Annotated in this window: 14 protein-coding genes; 3 read left to right on the forward strand and 11 right to left on the reverse strand. The window is 56.8% G+C overall.

The window, feature by feature from the left end; translation table 11 throughout:
* Nucleotides 1-41 precede the first annotated feature (41 nt).
* On the forward strand, nt 42-635 hold the full coding sequence (locus tag FBAL_RS16490; RefSeq protein ID WP_013346728.1) for a tellurite resistance TerB family protein: 594 nt from the start codon (nt 42-44) through the stop codon (nt 633-635).
* Here FBAL_RS16490 and FBAL_RS16495 read toward each other — a convergent pair.
* Nucleotides 632-1,420, reverse strand: a complete 789-nt coding sequence (locus FBAL_RS16495; protein WP_013346729.1) for a CLCA_X family protein — start codon at nt 1,418-1,420, stop codon at nt 632-634. The two genes, FBAL_RS16490 and FBAL_RS16495, sit on opposite strands and share 4 nt — an antisense overlap.
* A 324-nt stretch (nt 1,421-1,744) precedes the next feature.
* Here FBAL_RS16495 and FBAL_RS16500 point away from each other — a divergent pair, with 324 nt between their 5' ends.
* Nucleotides 1,745-4,858, forward strand: a complete 3,114-nt coding sequence (locus FBAL_RS16500) for an Ig-like domain-containing protein (RefSeq protein ID WP_013346730.1) — start codon at nt 1,745-1,747, stop codon at nt 4,856-4,858.
* A 54-nt stretch (nt 4,859-4,912) separates the two neighbouring features.
* Here FBAL_RS16500 and FBAL_RS16505 read toward each other — a convergent pair whose 3' ends face one another.
* The 6 genes from FBAL_RS16505 to FBAL_RS16530 all read right to left on the reverse strand — a co-directional run bounded on the left by FBAL_RS16505 (nt 4,913) and on the right by FBAL_RS16530 (nt 13,497).
* Nucleotides 4,913-5,272 (reverse strand): hypothetical protein, encoded by a 360-nt coding sequence (locus FBAL_RS16505; protein WP_013346731.1) that lies wholly within the window; start codon nt 5,270-5,272, stop codon nt 4,913-4,915.
* 316 nt (nt 5,273-5,588) lie between these two features.
* Entirely contained in the window at nt 5,589-7,787 is a 2,199-nt protein-coding gene (locus FBAL_RS16510; protein WP_013346732.1) for an OmcA/MtrC family decaheme c-type cytochrome, read from the reverse strand.
* Nucleotides 7,788-8,076: 289 nt separating this feature from the next.
* Nucleotides 8,077-8,655, reverse strand: a complete 579-nt coding sequence (locus tag FBAL_RS16515) for a hypothetical protein (RefSeq protein WP_013346733.1) — start codon at nt 8,653-8,655, stop codon at nt 8,077-8,079.
* 166 nt (nt 8,656-8,821) lie between these two features.
* On the reverse strand, nt 8,822-11,149 hold the full coding sequence (locus FBAL_RS16520; protein ID WP_013346734.1) for a putative bifunctional diguanylate cyclase/phosphodiesterase: 2,328 nt from the start codon (nt 11,147-11,149) through the stop codon (nt 8,822-8,824).
* A 9-nt stretch (nt 11,150-11,158) separates the two neighbouring features.
* Nucleotides 11,159-12,067 (reverse strand): transporter substrate-binding domain-containing protein, encoded by a 909-nt coding sequence (locus tag FBAL_RS16525; protein WP_013346735.1) that lies wholly within the window; start codon nt 12,065-12,067, stop codon nt 11,159-11,161.
* 44 nt (nt 12,068-12,111) lie between these two features.
* On the reverse strand, nt 12,112-13,497 hold the full coding sequence (locus FBAL_RS16530; RefSeq protein WP_013346736.1) for an aminotransferase class V-fold PLP-dependent enzyme: 1,386 nt from the start codon (nt 13,495-13,497) through the stop codon (nt 12,112-12,114).
* Nucleotides 13,498-14,071: 574 nt separating this feature from the next.
* On the opposite strand from FBAL_RS16530, the gene FBAL_RS16535 reads away from it, so the two are divergent.
* On the forward strand, nt 14,072-14,536 hold the full coding sequence (locus FBAL_RS16535; protein ID WP_013346737.1) for a rhodanese-like domain-containing protein: 465 nt from the start codon (nt 14,072-14,074) through the stop codon (nt 14,534-14,536).
* Nucleotides 14,537-14,756: 220 nt separating this feature from the next.
* On the opposite strand, the gene FBAL_RS16540 is transcribed toward FBAL_RS16535, so the two are convergent.
* The 4 genes from FBAL_RS16540 to FBAL_RS16555 form a co-directional block, all read right to left on the reverse strand.
* Nucleotides 14,757-15,539: a class I SAM-dependent DNA methyltransferase gene (locus FBAL_RS16540; RefSeq protein ID WP_013346738.1), complete on the reverse strand. Its 783-nt coding sequence runs from the start codon at nt 15,537-15,539 to the stop codon at nt 14,757-14,759.
* A gap of 352 nt (nt 15,540-15,891) precedes the next feature.
* Complete coding sequence (gene dbpB / locus FBAL_RS16545) at nt 15,892-17,013, reverse strand: DGQHR domain-containing protein DpdB (protein WP_013346739.1); 1,122 nt, start codon at nt 17,011-17,013, stop codon at nt 15,892-15,894.
* An 11-nt stretch (nt 17,014-17,024) separates the two neighbouring features.
* A complete protein-coding gene (dpdA, locus tag FBAL_RS16550; RefSeq protein WP_013346740.1) occupies nt 17,025-18,284 on the reverse strand; it encodes a tRNA-guanine transglycosylase DpdA in 1,260 nt (419 codons plus the stop codon).
* Nucleotides 18,285-18,359: 75 nt separating this feature from the next.
* Nucleotides 18,360-19,217, reverse strand: a complete 858-nt coding sequence (locus tag FBAL_RS16555) for a hypothetical protein (protein WP_148226769.1) — start codon at nt 19,215-19,217, stop codon at nt 18,360-18,362.
* Between the last annotated feature and the right edge of the window lie 504 nt (nt 19,218-19,721).

Here is a 19,721-nt window from a genome sequence, read left to right on the forward strand (position 1 = left end):
GGGCAGCGCCCATCCCCGACTTCATCACATGGAGGTGATCTATGAAGTACCCCGGCGTCCGTGCACTGCTGATAGGCCTGGCCATGATCATCGGCACCTTAGTGGTGCTGCTTGCCACCGACCGGCTGTTCTACGTGGTGCTGATCATCGGCGCCATCAGCCTGCTTAAAGGGCTGTTTGAACTGCTGGTTTACGCCTTTAAAAGCAAAGAGAAAAAGGCGGAACACCATGCCCACCTGGGCCTGAAAACGGTGTATCAGTCGATGCTGCTGGTGGCGATGGCCGATGGCAAACTGGACCAATCAGAACTGGTCACCATGGCCGACATTTTCCAGCAGTTAACCGCCCAGAACATCTCACCCGAAGAACTGAAAGCCGGCGCAGAGGCAGTTGGCGCCGACCCCGATGCCTTTATCAAAGAGCTGAAGCGTAACGCCAGCCAGGTGGAATTGGATTTCAAAACCCTTGCCGTTCGCGCCGCGGTTCATATCAGCGTCTGCGATGGCGCACTGGCCGAAGCGGAACAGGCTCGGGTGAACGACATTGCCGGAGCACTGGGATTCTCTCCGGTGCAGGTGGAACAGGTTTACGGAGAGCTGCTGCAACCGCAAACCGCCGAAGTGGCCCCAGCCTAACGGGACAGGGCCTGTCCCAGCGGCGCAAAGTAACCACGAATGGCCAGATCGATACGCTTAAGGTGAGCCTCGTCCGGGTAGCCTCCTCGCCTGGCCACTTCACTTTGCTTGGTGCCGCTGACCAGATAGGCGTTCTTAATCTCGGTGCGGCTTTGCACCCAGGCCTCAAACGCCCGCGCCATCATTTCGGTCGGCAGGCTGAAATAACGCCGGCCCACTTCCCGGTCCAATGCCACCGAACGCCGCACGTAGTCGTGTTGCTCCTTACCATCGTCGGTCAGCAGCACCGTCGCCAGCAGTGCCTGCAAGCGTTGATTGAGCGGATGGGCCTTTACCGCCTGATTGGCCAGCCAGGCGTCACTGGCAAAGCGCACCGATTTTCCCGGCTCGAACAGATGGTCGCGGATGTAGTGGTCAAAGGCGTGCCACCACTCATGGGCCAGCGCACCGGCCCCGGCGTTTTTGGCCAGTGCCAGGGTGCGGGTGCCCGGCGCATAGTGCGCCTGCACACCGGGCTGCCCCCCAGTGCCAAAGGCGAGGTTCAGTGACTGCCTCAGCCCCAGTGTGGATGGAGGTACGTTCAGCAGAAACGCCAGATCCGCCAGCGCATCAAACACCAGATTGGCGGCCAGCTGACTCTCTTCACCGGTGACCCAGCGCCCCACCACCAGGCCGCCAAAGCCAAACTGATCCCGCACCTCACGGAACCCCATCGGCTCACCACAGCGATAATCCGGTCCGCGCCGGTAGTAATCCCGATAAAGGCCATTTTTGGTGCTGTCCAAATGGCGACTCCTGATGCTGCACTGAGAACGGCTGACAAACGGCCATTATGGAGTGCACGCCCCGACGACGACAAGCCGCCCTCCCACGCCCCGGTTAACTCAAATAACCCTCAGGGTCACCGGCGTGGCGTCATCCCCCAGTTCGCCAAAGCTCCGGCAGATCGGGCCTGTGGCCAGTTCGGCGGCCTGAAGCCAGCCGGACCGTGGATGAGGTTCATAAATAGAGATGGTTCTGCAACGAGCGTACTGTTATGTTTTTGTTGCCATTTTATGGGCTCGGCAGGATGGCTGACGCCCGGTATCTGCAAAGCAAGGAACGCAATCATGAACCAGTCAGTGTTGCTGGGGCTGCTGTTGTCGGCACAAGTTGCCGCGCAACCCCAACTCGAAAACCAACATCAGCAACCGGTGCGCCTTCAGGGTGAAAAGATCAATTACGGCCCGAGCCAGTGGCAAGCCCGGCCTCTGGAAGCCGTCGATACTTCCGTGTCTCCCCTCAACGCGTCTGTGCCGACCGAAGACGCCCCCACGTACCAGTGGGGTATCCACACTATGGGCACCGGGATCGGCGCTTCCGGCACCATCGTCGGCGACTTTAATGGTGATGGTCATAACGAAGTATGGCTGGGCACCGGAAGTGGCTTCGGTGCCAATACCAACCTGGTCAAACTGCAGGTCACAGACGGCGTAAACATTCTGCAGAAGCTCCCCTTTGATGGCGCTCTCTCCGCCCTGACCCACGTCAGGCTGACGGAGTCCGACACCGACCTTGCCGTATTTGCTGTCAACAACACTCGCCTTGTGGTGATGAATCTGCAGACCGAGCAAGTGATTCTGGAGGTCCTCCTGCCTGTCGTTCGTGGTCAGGTCGATACCATTCTCTATGGCAACCTGTTTGGCGACGATGCTTCGTCGCTGCTGGTGCATTTCAGTGAAGGAAGCACCTTTCGATATGACCTCGCCAGCGGAGAAAAACTGGCGGAATATCAACTGGGCCTTGGTCCTGTCGTCGCTGGCCACTTTACCGCCACTGAGCAAAAAGAGCTGGCTTTTGCGGATGGTACACTCTTCCGCCTCGATGGCGACAGCGCCACCCAGCTGTCCGGCTTCCCCACAGAACTGGGACCGATGCTGGTTGTTCTGGATATCGATGGCGATGGTCTGGACGATGTGGTGGCCGCCAAAGACTGGTACCAACTTACCGCCTTCCGCCCCGCCAGCCTATCAACCCTCTGGCTGACAGAGGCCGAGCTGGATATCGACAAACTCGTCCTGCTCGATGTCAATGAAGACGGGCAGTTGGACGTGGTTTACGGCGATGGCCAATGGGGCGGGATTTACGCCCTCAATGCGCAAACCGGCGAGTCATTCTGGCAAGTAGATAACCCGGAACACGGCGTGTCCAGCATCCTGATGGCCGATCTGACCGGGGATGGCAAACAGGAGTTTGCCTGGGGGGCCGGTTACAGCAGCACCGGCTCGGACCACCTGTTCGTCTACAACCCCAAGACGTTGACCGAGGTGGCCAAAAGTGAAGACTGGACACCGCCCATGATGGGACAGATTGCCGACCTGAATGGCAACGGCACCCTGTCACTGGTGTTTGCCAGCCACGAAAGCAACAGTGCCTACGACGAGTCTGTCGTTGGGGTGTATGACTTTGCCAGCGGTGAACCACAGTGGAATAACTACGACAACTCGCCCTACCTGCACACCTGGGGGGGGATGGGTGAACTGATGGTGGTCGATCTCGATGGGAATGGCCGCAAGGAGATCATCCTCGGCTCCAACTACCTGTACGACGGCCGAATTCATATCCTCGACAGCAGTAATGGCGCCCTCAAAAGGAGCATCGCTACAGAGGGTTCCAGAATCACAGCATTGGCCTATGGTGACCTCCACACCGATGACACCAACACCCTGTTGGCCGCCGACGCCAGCGGTTATCTCTATGAGCTTGATCCGACGCAGGACGTGCCCTTCTCCAGCCGAAAGCTGGACCAGTCCGGGATCGAACGCCTGCAGATCGGTCGCATCGGTGAGCAGACCCGAAACCACCTGTTTATTCTTAACAGTGTCGGCAAAGTCAGCCATTTTGATCCCGGCACCAACCTCACCACGCCGTTGAGCCACACAGAAACGTTTATCGATATCGAGATTGGACACAAGGGCACCGAGCCGGTCCTCTGGGGCCTGACAACTAACGGCGCTATCTCGAGCATCCACCAAGACGGCACCACCACGGTGCTGGCTCAGGTCTGTGACTCCTACGAGGATTCCGTTGGCCTGTCCCGCATCGGCCATTCCCAACTGGTTTACGCCTGCCGGTCCCACTTTGGCGCCGTCAGCATCGCGGATGGTGAGATCCTGTGGCAGCAAACCAGTCACAATATGCAGTTCGCCACAACCCATCAGCAGGTGGGTGATGAAAGCTGGTTCCTGACCCAGGGGGAATCGCTGAGACTCTACCAAATGGGCGCGCCACTGCCGGACATCACGCTGGACAGCAAAAATCTGCAAACCCACGGGATCACGACATTGGAAGACAGCCTGGCCCCCGCCATCGGTGAGGTGGACCACTTCATCGTCGAGCAGGGCCCCACCAAAGGCATCATCACCTTCACCGATCGGCAACAGGGCACTTTCCGCTATCAGCCTTATGGCCAGGAGTTGGGCAATGACAGCATCACCTTCAGCGCGGTGGTTGGCCGACACACCCTGCCAAGCGCCCAGCTGAACATCGAGCTGGTGAACACCCCGCCGGTCGCGGACGATCTGACGATCACCAGCCACTGGCGCGACACCCTCAGTCTCGCTTTGCCGGGCAGTGATGCGGACGACGAGCCGCTGGTTTTTGAGCTGATTACCCAGCCTCAAGTTGGCACCCTGACCTTCACCGACCCAGCCACCGGCAACCTGACCTACACCCCGGACGGCAACACTCTGAACCCGGTGTCGCTGCAATATCAGGTTCATGATCAGTTTGATACCTCAGCAGCCGGCCTGGTGCAGATCACCTTGTCCAACAACGCTCCCGAGGGCAAGGACAGCCATTACGACAGCTACTATCAAACCCCGGTAAACGGCCGCCTTATCGGCTCTGATCCGGACCAGGACCCAATCCAGTTCAAACTGGTTTCTTCACCGGAAATTGGCACAGTGACGCTGGACCCGGACACCGGCCTGTTCCTCTATCAACCCAGTGGGAACGACTCCTACCAAACCGCGTTTACCTTCGTGGTGGAAGATCGCCACAACGCCTCAGAGCCTCACACGGTCACGCTGACCATAACCGGCGAAGCCAACACCGATGAGGGCAGCAGCGGCGATCAAGACAATGAGAGCGGGAGTGGTGGTGACAGCAGTGGCGGCAGCCTGGGCCTGGCCTGGCTGATGATGCTGGCCATGTTGCTGCGTCGCCGGGTCACGTTGAAATAACCCTGAACCAACAAAAAAAGCCGGCCTCATGGCCGGCTTTTTAATGGCGTCTGTTCAAGCTTGGCTGCGGCGCTGGGCCCGTTGGGCATCCAGCAAAGCGTCATCCAGTGCCCCTTTGCGTACCGCTTCCAACAACTTGTTGGTCATCTGCTGGGCCTGGTGCCGGGGCACCCGCAAGCGGCTGCACTGGGGGGCTATCTGCTCCAGCGACAGCACCTTCTTACCCAGTTTCAGGGTCAGAATGCGGTGGTCATCGCCGTCGCTGGTTTCAAACACCCGGGCCCGGGTCCGACACTCCTCCAGTGTCAGTTCCCAGATCCGCTTTTTTACCTTGTTGCCCGCCCCTGGATTCACCAGAACATAGGGGCGCAGGCAAGCCAAGGGGCTGGTATCGCCTCGCTCTAACTCAGTCATGTTATCTCCCTGCATTGTCCACCGTCGTTATCTTTGCCCTGTCTACTGCGGGATGACGGGTGAACCATCGCCAACTTAAATGGCGTGCTTAAGGGTTGTCCATGATCCCCATGGCAGCGCGGTACACGGAAGGAAACCAATTTGTAAAAATTTGGTGAAGACCGCAGTGCCGTTATCAAACGGAGAAAACCGCTTATCAGAAATCCGCAGGATTCGGGATCTTCCGACAAGCCGAAAACAAGCAAGGCACCCGAAGGTGCCTTGAACATTTGCAGGGACTCAGTAGCGGGGTGACCGGCGGCCACCCCAGACTGAGTTACAGCTCATGGCCGTGGTGAGCCATGACTTTCTCAGGGCTGTGACAGGTGGCACAGGCTTCCTGAGCCGCTTTGGCGTCGTCTTTCACTGCACCAAAGTAGCCGCCGTTACCCTCAATGTGGGCCATCGCGGCATCAGACAGGTACTTCTGGTGACAGCTCATGCACGCCGCAGTGTCGGAGGAGGCGTACCAGGTCTCCGCAGCCGGATCACCAATCTTGGCAGGCAGCGCGTGGGCCTGGCCGGCGTTACGTCCCAGCTCGAAGCCGTAGTTCAGACCGCCCCAACCTTCAGTGGCTGAGTGGCAGGTCATGCAGTCGGTCTTCAGCAGAGTGCCGCTGCCGCCGTGGCCATTGTCATGACCTTCGGCTTTGTGCGCTTTGTACATAAAGCTGGTGGACTTCAGGCCGCCAGAAGCGGAGTCGCTCTTCAGCTTCTTGTCGTTGGTGTGGCAGGAGATGCAGTTCACGCCATTGGAGTCATGGTAGAACTCCATGCTGTGACAACCAAAGCACTTGCCATCGTCAACAATGGCGCGACGGTTGGCCACTTCGGCATCGGCATCACCCAGTACGGCGCGGTAGGCATCGGTCTGTACATAGGCCGGGTAAGCACCCTCGGTGGTGCAGGCGGTGCGAACGGCGCTGTGCGGCTCAAAGCACACCTTCAGTACCGGCAGGATCTCCAGGCTGCGGCTGGCGATGTCAGCGGGCAGGTCCAATACATAAGTCTTGGAACCTTTGACCTTCTGAGTCACCACGCTGAATACGCCATCGGCATAGACGGTAGAGCCATCACCCTTCAGGCTGAAGCGACGGTGGTCGTAGGTGGTGCCCACGGTGGTGGTGCCGTCGTCAGAGGCGATCTCCTGCGCCGGGTAGTCTTTCTCAACGTCCCAGCTCACCACCATGTAGGGGTTGGAGTAGCCCTGTTGGTAGATCTCATCTTCGGTAACGGTGTTGCCCTGGTCATCCAGCACTTTCACGTCGAAGGTGAGCAGGTTCTGAGCGTTGATGGCAACGTTGGAAACCTCAACACTGTAGCCCTTGGCAGCGGTGTACGGCGCCTTGGCAACGGTGTGATCAACGCTACCGTGACAATCCACACAGCTCATGCCGTCCGGCACCTGGAAGGCACCGTGCTGAACCGGGCTGTCAGTGTGACAACCGGTACAGGCGTTGCCGTTGGCGTTGGCCATCCACAGATCAGCGTCCACCAGCGTGTCATCGGCAACGTGGCAAACCGCACAGTCCATAAAGGGCTTGGTCGGGAACGCCGGGTAATCGAAGGCGTGCGGGCCGTGGTAGCCCTGTACGGTGTAGGGCATGGCAACTTCTTCGCCATTCTCCATGCCTTTGCGGTTCGGACCCATATGGATGGCGTGGATCATATGACCCAGCTCAACAGAAACGCCGTTGGGGTCAGTCACCAGGCCGTTGTGACAGGACTGGCAGTTCTCCATGTCGAGACGGCGGCCACCGTGGGCCTTGAGGCTGTCAGGCTGGTGACAGGTGTAGCAGGTTTCCATCGCCACCAGGTCGCGGGTTTCGATCCCTTCCTGCGCGTCGGTGGAGGGGATCCAGTCGTAGTGCGCGTTCTCGGCCAGTTCATGGCCGGAGGCATACTCAAACTGCATCTCGATGGCGATGCGCTGGGTCAGGTCCGGATCGAACACAACGCCAGCCGCGTCTTCGTAGCTGCTCAGGTCCGTCACGAAGGTGTAGGTGTAGGTACCGTCGCCGTGGTCCACCAGACACTCAGGGCAATCTTTGAGTTTTTCAAAGCCCTGCTCAAAAGTGGTACCCGCGTCGTTGGTGGCTTCGTTCAGCAGCGACATCCACTGCTTCAGTTCACTGGATTCAACCAGTTCCAGCTGCGCCAGAGAGAAGCGGAAGTCGTGGTCCGGGTTCTCGCCGCTCAGCCCGAACAGGCCAACGCCCTGGCGGTTGGCCAGGTCAAAATCGACGGTAATGATGCCGTCGGCGTAGCTGGCGCCACTGATCTGCGCCAGTGCTTCTTCTGCCATATCGATATGCAGGCCGGACGTGCCAGGCTTGCCATCTTCACCGGGGTTACCGGGGGTGCCAGGCGCCCCATCCTGGCCATCTTTGCCGTCGTCGCCAGAACAGCCTGCAAGGCCGAGTGCCATGGCAGAAGCCAGCACCAGCCAAAGGGGGTTTTTATTGGTTTTAGTCATCTTTCATCATCTCCATAGAGCTTTTACCCTCGTCACTGAGGAAACTCGATGACCACCATAACCCGACATAAAATAAGGTTAATTGACCCGGCTCGCACAAAAATTCGCCGCATTGTCGCGCCAATATTGGCCTAGACGTTACTGGAATAACCCTAAACTTTTCCGTTATTTAGCCATCGTTTTTACACCATTCCAGCAACGCATTGCCGCCATCATTCGATGATTGGTTTGCTGGACTGACCGCCACTTTCCGATACAAAAAAGCCCCCGATGTCGGGGGCTCTGAAAGTCAGAACGCGTCGCTGTCGCGGGCCGCCTGTTGTTGCTGGCTGGCGTCCACCAGGGTATTCCATTTGGGCGATTCGAAGATGGCGCGTACCCGGCCCTGGCCCCGCCGAACCCCTTCGATTTTCACCATCACGGTATCGCCGGATGCGTCACGGCCAAACCAGATCCAGTAACCGCAACCGTCGTAGTCGAGGCACTGGTAAAACTCGTCCGGCTCATTCCACAGCGCGTTGCCCACGGACTCCAGTCGGTTCTCCTCCTGGTAGCCGGCGCCCAGCAGCGCATTCACCAGACTGGCGTACAGTGCTTTACCCTCGGTGCCAAACGCGTCGTTCTCAATCTCGATGCTGTTCATCACCACTTTTTGCAGGCCGGACTCGCTGGTGCCAAAGCCCCAATAGCTGGACGCGCGGGAGTGAGGCTTGGGCGGGTTTTCAATGCTCAGCACACCGATGGGGTTACCGGCCTCCACCTGTTCCATTCCGGCCATACTCTGGCCCCATTGCAGGCCAAAGGGCGCCCGGGCCATCACCGGCAGGGCCGTCATGGCGCCGAGCAGCGCCACCATCCAGATTCTCATTCTATTCTCCTTGTTGCTCGCGCCGGAGCAAACTGCTTTGCAAGGCCATCGTCTCTCGACGTCGAAACCGGCCATGCTAAAGAAAGGCTTAGAGCGGTTAAATCCGGGTTGCTGTGTGTTTGCTCATCCGTAGATGAAACCACACCAGCCGAGTGGGCTGTCCGCCTCAGGCGGGCGTTTCAGCGCCATGTGCCCAGCCGGATAAACCCGCCATATCGGCACGCAACAGGCGCTCAAACTCCGCCGCCGGGACAGCCGGGCTGTAGAGGAAGCCCTGGCCACACTGACAGCCGTGTTCCCGCAGGAAGCGCGCCTGCTCGGCACTCTCTATCCCCTCCGCCACCACATTCAGGCTCAACGCCTTGGCCATCGCCAGAATCGCCTCCAGCAGGCTGCGATCGGAGCTGTCGCTGTCCAGCTTTTTCAGGAAGCTGCGGTCGATCTTAAGCTCACTGAAGGGGAACTGCTGCAGGTAACTGAGCGCGGAATAGCCGGTACCAAAATCATCGATGGCCAGGCCGATGCCCATATCCACCAGCCCCTGCAGGGTGCTGTGCAGGTCTTTGTGGTTACCCAGCAACAGGCTTTCCGTCACCTCCACCACCAGGCGTTGGGGCGCCAGTCCGGTGCGGGCCAGCGCTGACTCGATGCTGTGCTGCAGCGGCTCGCAGTGGTGGAACTGGGCACTGGAGACGTTCACTGCCACGGTAACCGGAGCGATCGCCTGCCAGCGGCTGGCCTGGGCACAGGCGGTGGAGAGCACCTGCTCCGCCAGACGGTGGATCAGGCCATTGCGCTCCGCCAGCGGAATAAACTCCGCCGGGGAGACCGGGCCCAGCAGGGGGTCGGTCCAGCGCACCAGCGCTTCGGCGCCGATGATGCGGCTGCGGGCCAGATCCAGAATCGGCTGGTAGTGCACCTCCAGCGTGTTCTGCTCAATCGCCACCCGCAGCCGGGCGTCCAGCTGCACCCGCCGCTGCACCTCCAGGTTGATCTCCGCATCGTAGAAGCTGAAGTCATTACGACCGCGCTCTTTGGCCCGGTACAGGGCGGCGTCGGCGCGCTGGATCAGCTCCTTGGCGCTGCTGCCGTCGTCGGGGAACAGGGTCATGCCGATGCTGGTGCTGACGTAGAAGGTTTCCCCCTCAACATGGAACGGCGCATCGAACAACCGCAGGATGGAACGGGCCCGCTGAGTGGCGTGTTCCCGCCCGGCACAGGCGGGCACAATCAGCAGGAACTCATCACCACCGAAACGGGCTACGGTGCAGCCCTCCGCCAGCGCCAGACTGAGACGGCGGCCACTGTGCACCAGCAGCTGGTCGCCCATATGGTGGCCCTGGGTATCGTTGATGTGCTTGAAGTTATCGAGGTCGATGAACATCAGCAGCACCTGGCTGCCGTCACTGCGGGCCTGCTCAATCGCTTCATCCAGCGCACGCTGGCCCGCAAGCCGGTTGGCCAGCCCGGTCAGGATGTCATGGCTGGCCTGATAGGCCAGCTGTTGTTCCGACGCCTGCCGCTTCGCCACCTCCTGATGCAGCAACCGGTTTTGCTGAGACAGGCTCTTCTGCTGTTGCCTGGAGAGGCTGACCTTGGTTTGCAGCACCAGGTTGTTGTTGCTGATCCGCAGCAGGTAGAAAAAGCCCATTACCACCGGAATGGCCAGCAGCGAGATGGCGGCAATAAACCAGTTGGAGGTGAACAGATCGCGGTTATCCAGCGACTCGAACCAACCCCGGATCTCAAACGGGGTGTGCACCACAGCCACCCGTTCGTAGAGATTGTCCGGGTCCGCTGAGGCGGGCTCTTTGAAGGAGTTCCACGCCAGCATCGGCCCCACCGGGGTCATCAGCTCCAGTCGGCTGGCCTGAAAGCTGTGTTCCTGGGTGGTCAGCAATCGCCGTATCTGCTCGGGATTGATCTCCGCCAGCAGGGTGGCCTGGGGCTGATCATTACGGAACACGGTGACCAGCTGCATGATGGCCAGCTGATCATCCACCCGGGTGGCCCACAGGCGGGTGCCCGTGCCTCCGTGATACAGCTCCGCCAGCGGCAGAGTGGCGAGCGTGGGGCCATTGGGCAGGGTGTCGGCGAGGATGGTGCCGTTGAGGTCCAGCAGGATGATGCGCTGGAACACTGGCTCCGCCTCTTTGAGGTAGAACGCCTGACACTCCTCCAGCAGGTCTGTCAGCGTATGCAGGCTGGCACCCAGGCCGTAAGCCATCGACATCCCCAATGCCCGGTTGGCAAAGAAGGTGTAGAGCGCCTTGTCCTCGGCCAGGCTGGCCAGCTCCGCCTGACTGTTGTCGAAGAAATACTGCATGTCGCGGGCGTAGTTACTGACCCGCAACGCCACCTCGTTATCCTGGTGGCCGCGCAACCGGGTTTGCCCCTCGTGGGCCACCAGTAGCAGCAACACCAGGTAGCTGATCAGCAGCAGCCCTCCGAACAGGAAGGCGGTTTGAGCATTGGGCCGACGAAAGATGGACATAGGTGCGCGCTACAGATTGTCAAAAAACTCGGGGAAGAAGTAGAACACCGAGGGAAAGTGCTTCTCGGCCAGGGCCTGATACGTGCCGTCGGCGATGATGCTGTCGAGGTACTGGTCAAAGGCGTGACGTAGGGCCGGGGCATCTTTGCGGAACGCCACCCCCATCTCCTGCGGCTCGGACACCGGCCCGATCACCTTGATCTCACCGGGCCACTTCTCCAGCGCAATCAGGGTATCAGCCACATCCAGAAGGGTGCTTTCCGCGTCTTTGTTCATGATGGCGGGGACCATCTCGTTCAGTTGCCGCTCCTGGATGGGGAACACCAGTCGGGCCTGGGTTTGGCGCAGTTGGTAGAGGTCCGGGTCGAGGCAGGAGTATTTCATCGCCAGCACGGTGTGGTGGGCCATTTCCGACTTCACCAGCGCGATGTCCTGACTGCGGTTGCCGCTGGGCTCAATCGGACTCATCGGTGAATCGCTGCGGGCCACCAGCCAGACCGCCGAGGGGAAATAGGGCCGGGAGAACGCCACCAGCTGTTTGCGCCAGGGCAGAATCGTGACGCCGTTGGCGATCACGTCACCCTCGATGGGCTGGGGCGGCCCAATCACCAGCTCGCCCTTCTCCAGCCAGGTGCCGATGCCGGTTAACTGACCAAAGGCGGTGCGCCAGCTGGTGGGGACGTATTGATAGTCAACGCCGATATAGCGGGCGAAGCCCTGCATCAGATCAACGTCGAACCCCTCAGCCTGAGGGCCGTTGGGGGTGGTGTAATTGGCAACAAAGTGGGCGTAGGGGACGCCTAAATGGCGCAGAACGCCGGCCTGTTTGACCTGTTCAAGATCGTGCGGGAACGCCGAGGGTGCAGCCAGCACCAGCAGGGCCAGCAACAGGCGGGGAAGTAAACGAATGGCTTGCATAGTATGTCCAGCAAAGGGGGCCATAACGGCCCCCCTTTTATCGCTTACGCCAGCTCCCGATAGACTTTGCGCATGGCGGCCACCAGGCCATCCACATCGCTTTCATCGTGGAACAGGTGGGTGGAGATGCGCAGGGCCTGAGTCGGGATAACGTCATCCTTGTACAGGCGGAAGTCGGTGGTACGGATGATGTAGCCGTACTCCTCGCGCAGGCGGTCACGCATCGCCAGCAGCAGTTCGCCGTCGGTCTGGTCATCAAACGGGTTGACGCTGGTCAGGCCGCAGTTGAGGCCCTCAACGTCCGGCGAGTAGATCTTGGCGTGGGGGAACGCCTTGGCCAGCTTGCGCTTGCAGCGGCTGCCCAGTTCGCGCACGCGCTGTTCAATGCGGTCACGGCCGATGGTGTCCCACATCAGGCAGGAATCGGTCAGTGCCTGCTTGGCCGGGAAGTGGTCGTTACCGATGTACTGCATGCGCTGGCAGATGCCCATCTGTGCCGGAGCCAGGGAGCTGTTGATCAGGTACAGCGGTTCTTCGACGCCCCAGAACTCTTTCAGGCGCTTGGCTTCGTCACGCACGTACAAAATGCCGGTGGCACCCGGGCCGCACTGCCACTTGTGGCCCGGACCCGCATAGAAGTCACAGTCCATATCGTGGAAGTTCAGGTCCATCATGCCGATGCCGTGGGCGCCGTCCACCAGGGTGGGGATGCGGTTCGGGACCGCCACTTCCTTACAGATGCGCTTGGCCGGCAGCACGGTACCGGTTTTGTAGGTGATGTGGGAGAACGCCAGCAGACGAACGCGGGAGCCATACACCGCCACAGCGTCGGCGAATACGCGGATGAAATCCTCTTCGGTGACACTGTTGGCGCCGGTGTCTACCGGGATCTCCAGCTCCACCACTTCCACGCCAAAACGCTGGCTGGCCACGGTCAGAGGCGAAGTCAGGCCCACGTGCTCGTGGTGGGTGGTGAGAATCACATCGCCCGGCTCGAACTGCAGGCCACCAATGATGGTGCAGATGCCATCGGTGGTGTTGCGGCTCAACACGATTTCGTGCTCATCGGCACCGAAGCCCGGTGCAATGGCTTTAATCATGTCACCCACGTGGGCAAAGCCACCGAACTTGCCTTCCATCGCCCAGGGGTCACGGGCCACGATTTCGTTGTTGGTGTCGAACCCTTCCAGAACGCGGCGCGGCATGGAGCCAGTGGTGCCGATGTTCATGTAGGTGGTGCGACGGGCCAGCACAAACTCCTTCTTCACCTTGTGCCAGAAACGATCGTCGTTTTGATGGCCGTGACGCTCCAGATGAAGCAGGTCGTCCGCCGCCAGCGCCTGGGTCGGCAGCGCCATGGCAACGGCCAGGCCGGTGGTGGTTTTCAGAAAACGACGGCGGGCCTGCTGCGGCTCGTGGTTCGGTGACATGATTAACTCCCTTTAACTGCGGGCTTTACCCATAAAGGTCAAATATCCCTGGCGGGGTCGCCAAGGTCTGAAAGACTGCGAGACGATACTCTGGATAAGAGAACGGTTATCCAAGCCAGATCATGGAATTGAAGTCGCTGTCGAATAAGCCTCACTCGAACGTCCACAAAGCGAGCAGATGGGAGAATTAACATCCAGATGGGTTGATGGATTCAGCACCACATGCTGCAACAAGGGCCGAAGATCGACCTCACCCTGCGACCACCCCAACACCCCTTTCTCAGTGAACAGTCAAAGCGAAATCCCGCCCCTTAGAGGCCCGCCCCACCTTCGCACCTAAAAACAACTCAATGACCAGTGACCATCCGCGCCTTGAGAAAAGTAATTCCCCTGTAATTGCAATTAATTCAGGTTTTTATAAACAAAAAAACGTCACAGGCAGGGCAGTCTGGCCCCCTTTTTGATTCAGGAGTTTTGATGACTTAAGGCTCGATAAAGTGTGAAGTCGCGCCATTGAGGCTCTCCCCGCGAGCGACCTAATCTGATGTCGTCCAATCGATACAAGGGAACGACGATGCAACTGAAATCCATCTCACTGATTATGCTGCTGGGTTGCAGCCTGAGCGGTGGCGCCATGGCTTACGACAGCGCGCTGGCGCAGAGCTACCAGAAGCAATTTGCCAATGTGGAAGGGGCCGCCGCCGGTAAAAACCTCGGCCTGATGAGCCCAGCCGCGTTTGTGGACGCCACAAAAGCGGGCAAAGAGATGGTGGCACTGGATATCCGCACCGAAGCGGAGATGGCCCTGTTCGGCCTGACACTGCCCCACAGCCTGAACATCCCGGCCAACGAGCTGTTTCTGCCGGAAAACCTGGCCAAACTGCCCACCGACAAGCCCGTGGTGGTGTTCTGTAAATCCGGCGCCCGCGCCACCGCACTGGGCACCGCCTTGCGCCACGCCGGCTTCGACAACGTCAAGATCCTGAAAGGGGGCTTTAAAGGCCTGGCCGCGTACCTGGGCCCGAAAGAAGCAAACTGATCCACCCTCTGCAGCAAAAACTGAAACTCATCTCTCCAGTCATCCACTGTGGATAACGGCAGCCTAGGCTGCCGTTTTTTTATAACGCCAATCCTATGTACGCGGGGGATTGAACCACCGAAACGATTCTCACCGACGCTGCAGCAGATTAAATGGGGGACAGAGTAAGACTGGAAACCGAAAAAATGCCCCAGTGGAGAGCTCCCACTGGGGCACAAGATTAGGCCGCAACCGGATTGGCGGGCGCCAGGGCGGCCAGGTCGCGTTTCACGCAAACAAAGATGGCGTTACCGGATTGCTCATCCCAGGGCAGCAACTTCTGGTAGTCGTGCTCAAAGATGGTCACCTCGAACCAGGGATCCAGCAGGGTTTTGAGTTGGATAAAGTCCACCGCCACCATGGCGTGTTGGTCGCTCCACACCTGAGTTTGCTCACCATCGCGCTTCTCGATGTGCAGGCGCAGCGCTTGCTTCTCCCCTTCCCCGCCGTAGAACCAGCCGGACTCAAAGGTGAATTCGCTGCCCTCAAAATCCGCGCGATGACGCATGGAGGAACGGTTGTCGATTTTGCTTTTATCGACCGCGTTAAAACAGAACACACCATCGTCGGCGAGAGCATTGTAGGCACTGGCGATGCACTCCTTCAGCTTGGCCACCCCATCGTTGTAGTGGATGGAGTAGAGGAAGCAGGTGATCAGGTCCAGCGGTGCCGCCACGGAGAACTGGCTCATGTCGTCCACCGAGAACGACGCTTCCGGGCAACGGGCCTGGGCGCGATCCAGCATCGGCTGGTTGATGTCGAGGCCCGCGCAGTCGTAGCCCAGATCCAGGAAATGACGGATATGGGGGCCAGTGCCGCAGGCCAGGTCCAGGTGCTTACGACCACCGTTGCCAAAGATGCGGTGCAGACGGTCGATGCAGCTGCTTTGGCCGTGGTAATCGATATCGGCACACATCAGGTCGTAGTAGCCGGACAGGTCGGTATAAAGGGGAGCGGCGGACATGCTTGCCAGGGAGTAAGAAAAAGGTGGCGCATAGTACATCTGGCCAAAGGTTCTACAAAGTGAATTTATGTTTATCTATTGGATTTAGTAGAGGTCCGGGTTTGAAGGCGGTGGAAACAACCCGATGTTGAGTATCGGTAACGCTTTGACATATTGGCTGAAATCAAGAGAGATGGATATGAACGGGTGAAGGATAGCGCCTTGGTGCAAGGCGCCAAACCGAGAGCAAGGAGATCTCCGAAGATAGTGTAGAAGGCGCAGGAGCAGTTCCTGCACCTCTTGGAATTTGGTGATGCGCTACAACGGGACCATGTAAAATGAGCTAGTGCACCCTGTCAAGAAAGGAGACAAGTTACGCCTTTGCGTAAGCACTAACCAAGTAGTCAGTAACTAGGGCGATGTCTTTAGAAAGATTCTGCAACTCGTTCCATTTTCTTACAATCTGGATACCGTCCACATCAGTACCAAAATTCCAAACTCCCTTACTCCAGAAACATTTAGGCTTAATTGCCTTCAGTTCATCAGCGAACATCTCCACCGTTGGGACACCATCCCAGCCCTGGGTATAGCCATGATGTGCCTCGTAGATTTCATCCATCAATGCACCAAGTGACAAAACCCCAACACCATGCAACAAACGGGATTGACGTGGAGGTAGGTCCCACTCATCCGCAAATACAACCTTAACAGCAGACCAAAAGTTGTTGAGCATCTGAACCATCTTAGTCTCATCTCCCATACCCGTTTCAGGGTCACGGAAATGGTACAAAGCACCTTCACGCAGGCTGCCATCGATCATCTTAAGCAAAGAAGTATCTGCAATGACACCCGCAGGGTTGGTAGCAGTTTTGATTCTACCCTTTAGTGGCCCATCACCGAAATTGAGGCGTTGAGTCAGTAGCGAAGGAAACTTTTTCGCCTGAAGGTCTGATGGCAAACGTCCTTCAGTATGAGGGGCGAGCTCATGTAACAAAGTCTTCGGCAGCGGTTTAGTCGAGTTGACTAACATAAACTGCTCACGTTGCTCGGCATCGTTAGTCGCGATGAATGCAGACACAGGCATGGTAAAGGATTCAACTTCGGCATCACGCAATGCAGCAGTACGCTGCTGTCCATCGACAATAAAGCCTGGCTTCTCGAAATCATCATCACTGCTGTGTGGGATTACCAAGTGACCAATGCTGTCATCGGCGTCACTAAAAGGCTCGAAGCGGACACGCTCATCGAACGCAATGATCACCGGGTTGGGGATCATCGGGTTTTCACTCTCAATGTATCTCTGAATCTCCCGGATGTGGTTTTGTACCTCAGGGCGCTGATATCCTTTCAGTTCTTCATCACCACGCTTAATCCTAGAGATGGAAGCAATGTCAGTAATTTTCTTACCTTCAATGGCAAGGCTGAACAAGAGACGACCAGGCCCTTGTTTGATGCGCAGGGCCGGAACCCTGATTTGATTAACAGAATCGGACATTATTAAAACCTTTAAATGGTTACCTGCGCGGTGGCGACAGTTTGCTGTAGCTTACGATACAGCACTTGAATATTGTGGAATCCACGGCGACGATTTCTCTCTGCACCACGGAAGATAACTACGTTGATGCCAATACTTTTACAGACATCACAGCCACATTGCTCCCAAGGACGCTCCTGTAGCGTGCGTAGATAACTGCTCCTGATCTTCTCAGCCTTTTCATTACCGGCATGCAGTTTCTCGTAAGCCATCAGCGTTTCGAGTGCCTCTTCTGTAGAGATCTCGCACTTGCCATAGGCACGCAATGCCTTCAATGCACTTCGCTCAAGAACCCGCGCAACATCTTGATCTACTTCACCAGACTTGATCTTTCGGCTCAAAGTGACGTTACCGTCTAGTTGAGGCACCCTCAAAGCGACATACGCCTCGCCATCCATTACGTGAAAGTTGTTCTTCTTGTCCTTGAAGGCTTGCTGCAGGGGGGTCGTCGAGTCGATGCTGGTTACGCCTAGGCTCATAAAGTCCTGAAAGTATTTTGGACGAGCAATACCAAGCAAGTGGACCTTTGTATCTGGCTTTAGAAGCGACTTTACTTCCTGAAGTGTTTCGAGCAGTTGTGCGTCCTTCAAGGGAACCATACCCCCCATGGTGATGCGGGTATACCCCATCTTCAGCAATGCTCTGACAGACTCGGCATAAGTTTCTTTATTCCATCCATGCGCAACACCAAAGGGCTGAAAATGGGCCCCTTTTGATTTGGCCAAGAACTCTTCAGCCAAGTCCAAGGTCAAAGCCTGCCGACGCTTACACTCCTCCAACTGCTCCCCTTCAATGATCTTTTTGGGGGTGTCATAACCAAACACAATGTGATCCAAGGAGACCCCAAAGTCGAACTGACTGTCTTCGTAAAAATCGATGATTTCCTCAACGGTATATGGCGGGTTCTCTTGATTTACATAGGTAAATGCCCCGCAATCTCCCATCGACATCATCGATTCCGGTAACCGAAAGAAGCGCTTCATCTTGGCTCGATAGAAGCGCAAACGTTGAGCACGTGTGTACTTGCTCTCGCCATTGCCGAGACCATCCACAACAGCCTTAGACACCAGCATGCCGTCATAGGGGAAGCTATAATCCCGCTTAAACACCTCATGAGGGTACAGGTCGTCACGCTGGCGAACTCGGTGTTCATTCCGAGTTTCCTTAAGGAAATCAAAGCTAGGATCTACAAAATCCTGACTATCAGGAAAGAAGTACTTCAACTTTGACAACTTGCCGCTCCTACCATTTTTGTGACGAAAAAAAGCGCGGTAGACTACCATAATGAACCGGTTGATTCATCACCTTCACTGCTGTTCTTTGACGTTGCGAAATGCCGCCATGAATCGTCTCTGTTCGAAGCTATTCCCTTCGGCCCTAAACCGCTTCAGCAGAGCGCTGGCACTGACCTTTGGCTCTTGCTTAAGCGCCTTTGAGATGTAGGCCTTCACCTCCATTTCTGCTCTTCGTACTCCGGGTTTACGCTCTGAGCAGGATTTGCTTACGAGAGTGGGTGTGAACTCCGATTTGATCCTTTGAAAACTAACGTTTTGTTCCTCTGAAACCCATTGCACCACACGCTTCGCTAGCGAGATGTTGAGGGTAATCATGTTACAACCCAGCGATTCTTTCATTAAACCTTGGCTGCGCAATAGAACATGCTCAAGACTATCAAATTTAGCCTTGCCAGAAGTAATCACTAGGACCTGCTCAGAGGCGTAAGCCAAGTGTTCAAGACCTTTAGAAAGGTCCTCTTCCACTGCTCCTATGTAATCGTTTGAACCGCAAATCACGAAACGGTCATTAGGATACTGTTGCATCAGCAACATAATGCTCTGAGGTGATTGCCTAATCCTCGACCATTTGTTTTCCGTCAACTCTCTCCACCAAGAACGATTTGCTCCCAATCTAGAGCCAGGCTCCAATGAGATAGAGTCAATAGAGCCTGAAGCAAAGGTTGCTTGGTAGTTCGGGATTAGGGTCTCGGAATGAAGTAAACCCAACCCTGCAGACATGACCCACAGTTGGGCATCGAACTCCTCCATGCAAGACTTTGCAACGCTCCAATGGCTTCCTTTGTAACGCTGGTATGCAGGCAATAGGTCGTCCACCGCCACCGAATCGACAAACTCGCACCAACTTTTTGCGAACGCCTCTTTTGACACCTGAGTACGAATCTCATGGAGGGAGAGTGTAACTTTTCCGCGATGCTTGCTGTTGCTACAACTGGTTACTAAGTGGATTTTACGCACAAAATTGACTTTTACGAAGACGCTGATGGGTCATTATAGAATGAGCCTTCGCAAGAAGCTAGCCAAGCAAGTTACTTTTCCTGGTACTGGTAATATGTTTGCATTCAAACTTGTTAGAGTGTGATGACTACAAATCAAAAGTACAGCTCTAACCATTGTGAAGCGCATACAAAAAACTTAATTTGCAAGGTAATTGGAACAAATCTCGTTAACATCAATAATTATCCAACCAATTAATTCTTCCATTTTCTAGCAACCTTTTTCTCCCACACCCCCATATCCATGAAAATAATAATTAAATCATTTGGCACACTTAACCTGAGAGGCGCGATGAAGCAATTGCGTTCTATGAGTAGCCTAATTCTCTTACATCCTCAATTGCGTCAGTATAGGATGAAAGTGAAGCATCAAGAATAA

The sequence above is a fragment of the Ferrimonas balearica DSM 9799 genome (genome assembly GCF_000148645.1).
Classification (GTDB): domain Bacteria; phylum Pseudomonadota; class Gammaproteobacteria; order Enterobacterales; family Shewanellaceae; genus Ferrimonas; species Ferrimonas balearica.